This window comes from Bradyrhizobium sp. Leo170 (genome assembly GCF_004296405.1).
In the GTDB taxonomy this organism is placed as follows: domain Bacteria; phylum Pseudomonadota; class Alphaproteobacteria; order Rhizobiales; family Xanthobacteraceae; genus Bradyrhizobium.
In genome coordinates, this window is the sequence record NZ_PSRR01000288.1 from 1 (window position 1) to 11,106 (window position 11,106).

Below are 11,106 nucleotides of genomic sequence, written 5' to 3' on the forward strand. Positions count from 1 at the left end.
TTCCAAGCGGCGCGCGGTCCCGCCGCGGCGCCTCGCCGTTGCAGTCCGCCGCCACGCGGCGCGCGCCGTGGAAGAGAGCGAGATAGGCTTCCTCCTCCGGCAGCACAGGCAGAAGATTAGCGAGTGCCGTAAGGATCGTAAGACCCACGCTCCAGCCGTCGCGATTTTGCGCCCCGAACAGCGCCACCTGCCGGACGATTTCGCCCTGCGGTACGCCGGCCGCGAGCTGACCATGGATGGCCTTGGCAATGATGAGGCCGAGGTCGTGGGCGAGGCCGTTCGCAAGCCGCTGATGCCAGTGCGCGACGGGATCGGCCTGCGTGAACGCGGTCTTCACCCAGACGTCACCATTACGTACCTCGACCGCGCAGATCGGCACGTCGTCCGCCCACAGGTCGAAGGTGCAGCCGCTTTCGAGATCGAAGCGGGCGTGGTGCCAGTGACAGGTCAAGATGCCGTCCTCGAGGCTGCCGCGCTCGAGCGGGAAGCCCATGTGCGGGCACCGATTGTCGAGGGCGAAGACGCGCCCGCGGTCGTAGATGACGAGGATCGGACGATGGGCACCGTGCACAACGAGCCGCCCCTTGATCTTCAGCTCCTCAAGGCTGCCCGCCAGCACAAATTCCTTGCTGGGCGCGTCCATGAGCATACCTCCCATTGTCGCTTCGGGGCTGCTGCAGGTACTCGACAACATAGGCCTCCTCTCGCGCAAAGGCGAGAGGAGGCCGTGGTTTAAGGACTGCGCGAAAGGAACCGCACTGGATTATCCAGCCGTACAGAACTGATGTTCAGTTCGATCGCGTTCGGCAGTTTCGACACAAGCGTCGCGATGACAAGCGGCAAACGCAGGGACAAGCACTGCGTGGCTGGTCAAACTGCGCGCAGCCATCGTCGCACCGCCGGCCGAAATCGCCTGCCGATCCAACCAGCGCTAGGCCGTGCACCCACAAATTGATCATGTCCGCTTAGCCACCAACAAACGAACGTTCGTTCCGCATCAGCCATCCGGCAGCGCGCGCTGAGCCTGACGAAGGAGCGCAATTTCATATCGCCGCATGATGATTGAAAGCGCTGATCCCGCGCCAATAAACAATCCCAGTGATACCAGGCTCAGCGTTTCAGAAATCTTGTAGATTTCGGTTCCGACAGCGTAGGCACCGAAGCCGAAGCGACACGCCCAGCAGATGCCACCGGTAAGGTTGAAGAGGAAAAAGCGACCCGCCGGCATGCCATTTGCGCCGGCAAGCAAAGCCGCAAACATGCGCAGCACTGCGATAAAGCGGCCAAAAAACACCACTGCGCTGCCATATCGGAAAAAACAGGTATCGACCGATCAGAAATCGGTTTTCATCCAGACGAATGTATCGCCCACATTTGCGAAGAAGCGGCATTCCGGAGCGGCGCCTGACCGTGTATCCGATCCCGTCTCCGATGATTGCGCCTGCAGCCGCCGCGGCTACCATGACAACGATATCGATCTGATTGGCGGCGGCGGCCAGGAGTGCGGCAGCAACAAGGATAGTCTCCCCGGGAAGGGGCACGCCGGCGCTTTTCAGCGCAACGACCACGGAAATGACCCAGGGTCCATGGACCTGGATCAAACGAATCAGAGAGCTCGAGAAAGAGGCAAAGTCCATCTTCAAAGACTGCCTGCTGCAGTTTCTTCCACTTCAATGATCCCCGACGGCACGAATTCCGCTTCGCTCGGCGTTTGCTCCCGGTCTCCGGCCAAGCGGCCCGCCATTCCAAGAGGCGCTGGGCGAGCGTATCATGCTCCGATGATCCGCTGAACCTGGGAGGCAATCATGCAGTTCAGGACACCCGGACTATTGTTGCTCGGCGCGATGACGCTTCCCGCCTCCGGGACCGCGCAAACCCCCGCGGCTCCTCCGGCGATTACACGAACAGTGATCGCCGCAACCAAACTGCCGACCGTCACCGACGCGCCGGTCCATTTCCAAGCGGTGAGCGTCACCCTTCAGCCGGGCGAGAGGAGCAGCGTTTCGGCGGCCAGCGGCATCCTCTACCAGATGAGGATCGACCGAGGTCGCGCTCGGTGGCGAGGTCAGAGTGCTCAATGCCGGAGAAGGGCTGTTCATCGCCGGCGGAAAGGCCGCCGCGCTGACGGCAGGCAGTGGGGCGCCGTCAACTTTTCTCCACTTCTTTCTCGTCCCCGCTGGAGAATTGGGTCGTCCTGCCGAGACGGCACCTGCCGTCGTAAGAGAATTGTACCGCACGGCGAGCCCGATCCCCGACCTGAAGTCAGGTCATTATGATCTCAATCTCACGCGGGTCACATTTCGGGCGCAGATGCCTTCCAACCCGCCCCACCATCGGTCAGGCGCAGCTCTATACTTCATACTCTCCGGTACCGGGGCCAACACGGTCGACGGTAAAACAGAAGCAAGGGGACCGGGTTCCTTGATCTATGAACCATACGACCTCGTGCACCAATGGGGAAACCCAGGCGACGAGCCGTTGATATTCCTGGCCTTCAACATCAATCCGGAAGGTGTGCCAGCCGTGCTCCCGGGTGCGCCAGCGAAGAACCAATAGACAACGGCGAGCAGTCCGCCACAGCACTCCCTGTGAAAGACTTCATCAATAGCGAATGGCTCCTCGATCGAACGGATGACGGGCGCGCATTACACCCGCCCGTGCATTCAGCACCTTAATGTCCGAGATGGGGGGACTGCCGGATGATAGGAGGGCTGGCCCGTCTCCTTGGCGATCACACGCTCGAAACCCATTCCGTGCAGATCGAGCGCTTCAACAAACGCATCGATCACATGGACCGCATTGTCTTCGCTTACCCAATCCTCCAGGCATTCCGGCAAGAGCGCCCAGCTAAGATCGATCCGCCCCTTCAACGATACGTCCCATCCGTATCCCCCATCAGGAAACGGAGGAATCGCAGCCAACACGTGACTTTTCACACAGCCAGGGTCACAAGCGGCGGTCGAGGTCTGCGTGAGACAAGCACGATCTACCCTGATAGCGGACATGCGGGGAATTTCGAGCTACTTCGGCCCCTGGGCACAGAAGCGGCCATTAAACCGAATTTGAGGCTCGCGCTCGCCAAGCCGTGCTTTCGTTAGTTACGATTCACGTAATCCAGCACGCCGCTGCGGCTCTGATCGTTACCTCAGCGCGCGCTGAAGGTGAGGCCGGCGCGCTCCTGCAGACGCTTGCGCAACGCCGGACCCATCAGCGCGCCCGGCGTCCAGGTGCCACCCTCGCCCTGCACGTCGCGCACGAGGCAGAGAGCGCTCTCGGCGATCATCTTGCTGGTCGAGCCGTAGCCCGGATCGCGGTCGCCCGTGACTACCGCCTCGACCCGTCCGCCGTCCGGCAGCTCGCCCAGGAAGAGGATGTCGTAGAAGCCCTTCTCGCGCTCTTCCCGAGTGGGGCCTGCGCCGGGTTTGAGACCGCCGGTCCCGACCAAGGAAACCATCGTGGCGAACGTCTCCGTTGTCACGCCAGCGATTTCCCCAAATCCCGGCGCGACCATCATCTCATCGTAAACGAAGTCCGTGCCGTAGGGATGACCCAACAGGAAATTCGTGCGGTGCACGTTCTTGGTGTTGATCGGCGCCATGGGGAACGGCACGAGCCACGCCTTCATGCTCGGGTCGTATTCGGGGATGAGGCCCGACGGCTGAGACGGCCCGGTGAACCCCGGCGTCAACGCGAAGGGATCGGTCAGCAGCCGGATCAGGGCCGGGTCGCGCGCAGCGGCGGCCAATGTCGCCTGAGCGCTCGCCGCGGTGCCGCCAGACATGCCGCCTTTCACCTTGCGAAGGCGGGCTTTGACCCGCCGCGCCGGGCGTCCGAACTTCTCGCGTGCCTTCTGCTGCAACATGAGCACGCCGAGATCGAACGGAATGGAATCGAAGCCGCAGGAGAAGACGATGCGCGCGCCGGTCCGTTTCGCCTCTGCGTGATGGGCGTCGATCATGCGCCGCATCCAAGCCGGCTCGCCGCACAGATCGACATAGGCCGTGCCCGTAGCCGCGCAGGCCGCCACAAGCTCGGGACCGTGGAGCTGATAAGGCCCGACCGTCGTGATGATCACGGCCGCACGCTCACACATCGAACGCAGGCTGGCCGGCTCGGCGGCATCCGCCTTAACCAACGGCAAATCGCCTGATGCGCCGATGTCGGCACGCACCTTCCAAAGCTTATCGGTCGAGCGTCCTGCGATCGCCCAGGACGGGGCATCGTCGCCGCGATAGGACGTCGCCAGATATTCGGCGATGAGACGGCCGGTATAACCTGTCGCGCCATAGACGATGAGGTCGAAGTCCCGCTTCACGACGTTGGTCCTCCTCGAGACCCTGGACCACTATCTTCAGATCCGGGTGCAATCGCTCTGTACGCTTCTTGGCCTTTCGTAGCTCAGTGAACTTCCATCTTAGGATATAGGACTAGCTCATTGTTTGTGATCCTCCGTTGGATTCACCAAAAGCGTTCCGCGCTGCAGGAGCAGCGCAAGCCTGCGAAATGTAAACGCTGGTAGCGCGAGGAAGGGAGCGGCGCGGATTGCTTCGTAAAATGCGTGCCGACAGCATGGTCGCTGCCCGTTCCGCCACAAAGATTTCGGCATGTCCCGCTTCAAGGGCAGCTATCGAGATTGTACAATTCTTTGCCGCCCGCGAGAGCGGTTGTGGCGGGTGGCCGTTGCTGCAACAGTCTGGCCGGGCGAGCGCGGGTGCACCAGCCCATGCGTAATGCCGGGTGTGATCCGGGGCAAACGGCTGGAAGCAGTTTGGGCAAGCTTTCCGAGGTTGCCAATGCGAGCAGAAGACCTTGAGGCCCTGCGTGAAGAAATGCTCGCGGTCATCGCCGCCTGCGCCTTCGCGCTGCGTGACACTGTTGGCAAGAGTGCCTTTGACGAACGTGTCATGACGGCTATGGGCAAAGTGCCGCGGCATGAGTTTGTGCCAATCGAGCTTCAGCCCTACGCGTACGAAAATATTCCACTTCCAATCGGTTTCGGAAAGACGATCTCGCAGCCATTTATCGTCGCCTTAATGACCGATCTGCTCGACATCAAGGCCGACGACAGCGTTCTCGAAATCGGTACCGGTCTGGGCTATCAGGCCGCCATCCTCGCGCAGCTCGCCCGCAAGGTATACTCCGTTGAAATCATCGAAGAGCTCGGCGAAAGGGCCAAACAACGGCTCCGGCAGCAGGGCTGCAGCAATGTCGAACTCAAGATTGCGAATGGTCATCAGGGTTGGTCAGAGCACGCGCCCTTTGACAAGGTGATGGTGACGGCCGCTCCCGAACTCGTTCCTCCTCCGCTGATCCACCAATTGAAAGCGGGTGGGAAAATGGTCATACCGGCCGGCCTGCCCAGTACGCAGCAGCTCATTCTGGCGGAGAAGCTCGCCAACGGCAGAATGACGATGAAAGAGATTCTGACCGTCCGGTTCTCTCAACTCGAGGGGACTGGACCTGGCTTATCATAAGCCCGTTGTCGCATCCGTAACTGAGCATAGATGACCACCTCGAGAACGATCGCCGGCCTGATCGGTCCCACCCTTGTCGCTATCGCTGCCGGCATGCTGTTGAACATTGGCTAGTTCCCTACATTGGCGGAACGGGTTTCCCGCGACCCCGGGCTCGTCTTCGTGTCAGGCATTCTCTTGTTCGGCGCTGGGCTCGCCATTGTTCGCACTCACAATCGCTGGACGAACGGATGGCCGGTGCTTGTGACCGTCCTCGGCTGCCTGTTCGTCCTGGGTGGCCTTGCCCGAATACTTTTTCAGGTGAGTTGCCCAAGGAAAAAGCGCCTTCCCTGTCCCTTTTCGGAGCACCTCTAGCTCGACAAAGAGCTTGAACAATTCAGCGTCATCAGCGCTGGCTTTGACCTGGACGACACCGACTATTCTGCGATCCTCTTCGGCAACGGCGAGATGGTCAATTCTAGGTCCAGCGCACTGAACGATAACTCACTACGACAGGCTTTCGTGAACTCCTCGTCGTAACCCTACACCGCTTGGCGCACTCCCTAACTCAAATATGCGTTGCGATACGTTGCGCAAGAGTCCTGGGATCGAGATTAGCGCACGCCTTGCCTCAAGACTGACTGCAATTTCAGGCCGACCGTAACGTTACCAGAGTGAGTCACTCATACCACCGTCATCTCGCGCCTGAGATCGGGAGTGAAGATGGCCTTCGGGATCAGGGCGTGAACGCCGCGCACGATGTCCACCACCTGCGTCACGCGGAAGCTCGCGGCGATGCTGCACAGGGCGTAGGCGTCCAGCTCACCGATCTTTGCCCGCGTCGCCAGAAACCTGATCGCATTGCGCGCAGCAAGCGTCATCGCCGCGTTCAGGTCCTTGTCGAGCCCGATGATGATCCAATGTGTGTCTGTCTCCGCCACCGGCCAGGCCAGGTTCTTCTGCTTGTGGAGGATGATCTGGATGCGCAGCTCTTTCAGCCGCGTCTCCAGCGCGGTGAGCGAAATCTCGCCATCCCCCTGCACCGCGTGGCTATCGCCCGTATAGATGAGGGCGCCTGGCTTCCACACCGGGATGTAGAGCGTCGAGCCTTCGGACAGCTCGCTGAGATCGAGATTGCCGGCGTGCGGGCCCGGAGGCACCGAACTGGTCACGCCGGGGCTCAAGGGCGGGAAATAGCCGTCGGGCGGCGCAACGCCCAAGGTGCCCTGGAACGGCTTCAACGGAATGCTGATGTTGGGCATAAACTTGCCCGTCATGGCGCCAACGTCGAGATCGACGTACTTGATCTGCCCCTGCGCATAGTCCTGCGGCAGCAGGCCCGTGCCGAGCGATCCCGGATTGTTGAACACCGCGCCCCATTCGTAGGGACGAATCGACTGGTACCGGATTTCCAGCACGTCGCCCGGCTCGGCGCTGTTTACAGCGATCGGTCCGATGATCGAATGGGGCCCCCGGCCAGGATTGCTCACGCGCAGCTGCGCCAGGGTATCAACCGGCACTCCTGGCTGCATTTCATTCAGGAAGTGCGACCACGTATCGGGAAAGCTGATGGTGTCGCCCGACTCGATGGTAAGAATGGGCGGCAGGGTAGCGTCGAATACCCCGAGCCGAACCGTCTCCCTGGTCGACGGAACCACGTGCACGCGACCGTCAGACTGGGAACGGCGCATAGGCCCGGCGCCGGCCTCCTGCGCCCGCGCAAGGCTGGTGAACCGCGGCTCGACTGCAGCCAGCACACCCATAAAGCTGCTCGCTTGCAGGAACTTCCTGCGCCAGCGGCCACGGGCTGACAAATAGCCATCAAAGGTGCACTGATCGACATGGTCCATATGGAGGAGGCGATCGGAGGCGCGACTGTCAAATGCCGCGTCCTTGATATCCTCGCGGATGACACCCGTACCCTTCTCGTCGCCGCAGCCGAAGAGGTTGGCGCAGGCGTGATGGTGATGGTGAACGTGTTGGTTCGCGTGCTCGAGCTCCGACATGATGACCCTCGCAAATAAAGCTGATGCTACGGGTTCGCGCTGTCAGCAAACTCCTGCCGAGCTGTCCCGTCAATGGAATGCCCGCTGCCGTGAGTAGACGCAGTCCATTTGAACAACGAGCCTTTCACACTTCGGCTCTGAAAATGATCGGATGAAAGAATGATGCCGCGTTGGGACAGCGTGACTGTCGCATTACATCGCTTGCGCCAATAAAAGTTCGAGCATTGAATCCGCGATGATACGCCGCTACCGCCAGTAGTTTTTTCGAGTATACCCGCGCTCTCGCAGCGATGAAGAGAGCAAGCCCGGGCGTAGGGCGTGTGATGGATCCACGCGCGGCCGAACAGGAGAGGTCGCCTAGTCGGTCCACCTAACTGATTGGGAGTGGCCAACGCGCACCTCAAGCGCGCACCGCCCAGCACTGGCCGACAAACGGGAGGAGAATAATGAGCACCTGGCTTAGTGAGCGAGAACAGCGTCTCGTCGCGGGCGCGGAGGCGGCATCGGCTGCAACGCCTATACCGACACAGATTGTTTCCAACGGCGAGTATCTCCCGCCTCTGCAGAGCTCCACGCAGAGGAAGGTCGAGGCGCGGATCAACGAGCTCGCCGACGTGAACGGCAAGCACCTCGGCTTGAGCCGTAGGCAGTTCCTGCACACGAGCTGCGGCATGGCGGCAGCGTTCCTCGCCACGAACGACATCTACGGCAATGTTTTCCAGGTCGCGCCCGCCGAGGCTCGCGAGCCCGAGCTCATGCTGGCGCGCGCGCAAAGCCTCGCTGACCAGTTCATCTTCGATGTCCAGACCCATTTCGTGCGCGACGATTTCAATCACGCGGAGCTGTTGGACCTCGGCAAGTTCGCGAGCGAGCACTGGAACCCGAAGATGAAGGAGGAAGGCGTTTCCTCGCTCGCCCGCTACAAGTTCCAGAACTACGTGAAAGAGGTCTACTACGACAGCGACACCAACATGGCGCTCCTGAGCGGCGCGCCGTTCGATGACCCGAGCTGGTGGCTCCTGTCCAACGAGCAGATCGTCAAGGCGCGGGAGCTGATCAACGACTTCGCCGGATCGCGGCGCCTCTTGGCGCACAGCGTCATCACCCCCAAGCAACCCGGCTGGATGGACGAGGTGGACAAGGCGATCGAGGTCTACAAGCCGGATTCCTGGAAGTCCTACACGATTGGAGATCCGCTGGCGCCCTCGAAGTTTCCATGGCGGCTCGACGACGAGCAGGTGATGTATCCGTTCTACGAGAAAGCCGTGAAGTCCGGCATCAACACGCTGTGCATCCACAAGGGGCTGCTGCCGCCCGATTATGAGAAGTCGTTCGCCGGCGTGTGGGAATACGCGACGGCGTGGGACATCGGAAAGGCCGCCAAGGATTGGCCGCAGATGAACTTCGTGATCTATCACTCGGCGCTGCGGCCATTCCTCGAATTGCCTGACAAGGCGTGGGCGGAGTTCGAGCAGACCGGCCGCATCCAGTGGGCCTCCGATCTCACGGAGATCCCGCAGAAGTTCGGCGTCACCAATGTCTATGCCGAGCTCGGCACGTCCTTTGCCAACTCGGCGGTGGCGCATCCGAAATTCTGCGCCGCGCTTGTCGGCACACTGATCAAGGGGATGGGCGTTGACCACGTCATGTGGGGCACCGACTCGGTCTGGTACGGCTCACCGCAGTGGCAGATCGAGGCGCTCCGCCGGCTCGAAATCCCGGAGGATATACAGAAGAAGTACGGCTTTGGCGCGCTTGGCGACGCCAACAGTGCCACCAAGCGGCTGATCTTCGCGGGCAACGCAACCAGGTTCTACAAGATCAAGTTGAAGGCGGCTGAGAACACCAGGATGCCGGCCTTTTCCGAGGACCGCCTCGCGGCGCTCAAGAACGAGTACATACAAGCCGCGAAGCAACCCTCGAACCTGCGCTACGGCTACGTTCGCGCCACCTAAATGAACGGCGCCGGCGGCGCGGGCAAGCTTCTTCCCCGATAAGCTGACATTGTCAGAGTTCGTCGGCATGTCTCAAGCGTGCCAAACTCGGAAGTCATTGTTTTTTAATTTGGACGCGGTAGGCAGCCAATTTCTAGCTGCAATCGTGCGCAACCTGGGCGATCATCGTGGTTCGCCGGAGAATGCCTGCCGCAGTGCTGACAGCCGGTCGAGTGCAGTTCGCGCTAATGGGCCTTTTTGGACCGCGGCGAGTGCATCCTCGAACTGTTGCCGCGTCGCTATGCCGACCAAGATAGTGCCCATCGCCTGGTGAGACAGCGCAAACCGCGTGGCGGCTTCGGTCAGGCTGGTGGCGAACCCTTCCTTTACCAGCGGGGCTAGACGGCGTGCGCGATCGACGTCGGCATCGTAGCTCATAGCCGAACCAATCGGCTCGGGCGCCGGACCTGCGATCGGGTGACGCTCGGCTGAGCCCGACAATGCGCCGCCGGCAAGCACGCGGATGCCCACTATTCCAACGCCGGCCGCCTTGGTGCGGTCGAATAATCGTCCGTAATCTTGTGCCGGATAGTTCGTCGGCAATTCCTCGGCGGCAGATGGATTGAGCACGTTGTAGACGACCTGAGCGCTGTCGAAGGCGCGCGAGTCGATCACTTGATGCAGTGCCGCGGTGTCGCCTACTGCCGTAATCCCGAGGAAACGAGTTTTCCCCTGCTGACGCAGGCGCTCGAACGCTGGTACTACGTCGCCGAGCACCTGTCGGACGCTCAGCGCCAATCCGCCTCCTGTCTCGGTAATCGGATTGTGCAGGTGAAAGATGTCGACCCGGTCACGACGTAGTCGCGCCAGACTGCCTTCGAGCGACATCGCTACGGCGTCGGCGATGCGACCGAACTCGCTGGGCAGCAACCGGACTTTGGTGCCGACGGCCACGTTGGCAGGTTTCAGCTTTTGCAAGACTCGGCCAAGGTTCCTTTCTGATTCGCCATTGCCGTACAGCACCGCGGTGTCGAAGTAGTTCACGCCAGCATCGATCGCCCGCGCGATGGTACGCTCCTGCTCGGCAGGATCGCCGCGTACCATAAGTCCGCCCACTGCGCCGCAGCCGAAGCCCAGCACCGAAAGCTGCATCCCCGTACGCCCAAAGGCCCGCAATTGCATCGTTGTTTCTCCGACTGCATGCCGCGAGCGGCCAAACGGTCAGCCTGACGAATTTCTGCCGTCGCATGTGTCCCGTAAGAACCGGGCCGTGCGCAGTCTTCCAAGACTAGCACTTTTCGACTGCCGGACGCGTGAGAAATGGCTCACGTCCTGCCTCAAGTGCTAATCGGGCCAGATATCTTACCGGGGCCTCGCGACCACAAGTGTCCTTGTGGCGCCACAGCGTCGAGCAAGATTTTGGCCTCCCTCAAGTCGGGCATGCCGAAGCCCCTGAACCAGCCGCAGATCGGAGAGAGGAGATCACAGACTCCGGCGTTCCTGCCTCGGTCACTCCAGGGGCACACGTCGCGCACCTTGGATGCGGTGCAGCACCTGAGTGTTCAACCTCGTGCGACGGATGTCCTCCACGTCGGCCATTCTTAAGGAGTATTTGTGGCCGTGCTGAAGCAGGAGTACGATAGAACGAACTGCCCGGTGACCTCGTCTTGCCGCTGTTAGGGGAAACGATGAGTTACGCAGGTGCTGTAGCTG

Annotated in this window: 10 protein-coding genes; 3 read left to right on the forward strand and 7 right to left on the reverse strand. The window is 61.1% G+C overall.

The window, feature by feature from the left end; translation table 11 throughout:
* On the reverse strand, window positions 1-643 hold a 643-nt coding region (locus tag CWO89_RS33275), incomplete at its 3' end, for a Rieske (2Fe-2S) protein (protein ID WP_245476697.1).
* Between the two features lie 354 nt (window positions 644-997).
* The gene (locus CWO89_RS48300; protein WP_245476698.1) at window positions 998-1,297 is read right to left on the reverse strand and encodes a DedA family protein; all 300 of its coding nucleotides are present in this window, start codon (window positions 1,295-1,297) and stop codon (window positions 998-1,000) included.
* 773 nt (window positions 1,298-2,070) lie between these two features.
* On the opposite strand from CWO89_RS48300, the gene CWO89_RS33285 reads away from it, so the two are divergent.
* Window positions 2,071-2,556, forward strand: a complete 486-nt coding sequence (locus CWO89_RS33285; protein ID WP_130582719.1) for a cupin domain-containing protein — start codon at window positions 2,071-2,073, stop codon at window positions 2,554-2,556.
* A 107-nt stretch (window positions 2,557-2,663) separates the two neighbouring features.
* Here the strand turns inward: CWO89_RS33285 and CWO89_RS33290 are convergent, their stop codons facing one another.
* Together CWO89_RS33290 and CWO89_RS33295 are read right to left on the reverse strand one after the other, a co-directional pair.
* Window positions 2,664-2,924, reverse strand: a complete 261-nt coding sequence (locus CWO89_RS33290; RefSeq protein ID WP_130582720.1) for a hypothetical protein — start codon at window positions 2,922-2,924, stop codon at window positions 2,664-2,666.
* 221 nt (window positions 2,925-3,145) lie between these two features.
* A complete protein-coding gene (locus CWO89_RS33295; RefSeq protein ID WP_130582721.1) occupies window positions 3,146-4,315 on the reverse strand; it encodes a saccharopine dehydrogenase family protein in 1,170 nt (389 codons plus the stop codon).
* Between the two features lie 478 nt (window positions 4,316-4,793).
* Between CWO89_RS33295 and CWO89_RS33300 the strand changes: the two genes are divergently transcribed.
* On the forward strand, window positions 4,794-5,474 hold the full coding sequence (locus CWO89_RS33300; protein WP_130582722.1) for a protein-L-isoaspartate(D-aspartate) O-methyltransferase: 681 nt from the start codon (window positions 4,794-4,796) through the stop codon (window positions 5,472-5,474).
* Window positions 5,475-5,639: 165 nt separating this feature from the next.
* Here the strand turns inward: CWO89_RS33300 and CWO89_RS33305 are convergent, their stop codons facing one another.
* Both CWO89_RS33305 and CWO89_RS33310 read right to left on the reverse strand, forming a co-directional pair.
* Window positions 5,640-5,849: a hypothetical protein gene (locus CWO89_RS33305; protein WP_130582723.1), complete on the reverse strand. Its 210-nt coding sequence runs from the start codon at window positions 5,847-5,849 to the stop codon at window positions 5,640-5,642.
* Between the two features lie 287 nt (window positions 5,850-6,136).
* Window positions 6,137-7,459 (reverse strand): acetamidase/formamidase family protein, encoded by a 1,323-nt coding sequence (locus CWO89_RS33310; protein WP_130582724.1) that lies wholly within the window; start codon window positions 7,457-7,459, stop codon window positions 6,137-6,139.
* 446 nt (window positions 7,460-7,905) lie between these two features.
* Here CWO89_RS33310 and CWO89_RS33315 point away from each other — a divergent pair, with 446 nt between their 5' ends.
* Complete coding sequence (locus tag CWO89_RS33315; RefSeq protein WP_130582725.1) at window positions 7,906-9,414, forward strand: amidohydrolase family protein; 1,509 nt, start codon at window positions 7,906-7,908, stop codon at window positions 9,412-9,414.
* Window positions 9,415-9,576: 162 nt separating this feature from the next.
* On the opposite strand, the gene CWO89_RS33320 is transcribed toward CWO89_RS33315, so the two are convergent.
* Complete coding sequence (locus CWO89_RS33320; RefSeq protein WP_130582726.1) at window positions 9,577-10,575, reverse strand: aldo/keto reductase; 999 nt, start codon at window positions 10,573-10,575, stop codon at window positions 9,577-9,579.
* Between the last annotated feature and the right edge of the window lie 531 nt (window positions 10,576-11,106).

Bases quoted from the DNA above. Each gene is read 5' to 3' on its own strand.
- CWO89_RS33300 (WP_130582722.1), top strand. From the start codon at position 4,794: ATGCGAGCAGAAGACCTTGAGGCCCTGCGTGAAGAAATGCTCGCGGTC.
- CWO89_RS33310 (WP_130582724.1), bottom strand. From the start codon at position 7,459: ATGTCGGAGCTCGAGCACGCGAACCAACACGTTCACCATCACCATCAC.
- CWO89_RS33320 (WP_130582726.1), bottom strand. From the start codon at position 10,575: ATGCAATTGCGGGCCTTTGGGCGTACGGGGATGCAGCTTTCGGTGCTG.
- CWO89_RS33315 (WP_130582725.1), top strand. From the start codon at position 7,906: ATGAGCACCTGGCTTAGTGAGCGAGAACAGCGTCTCGTCGCGGGCGCG.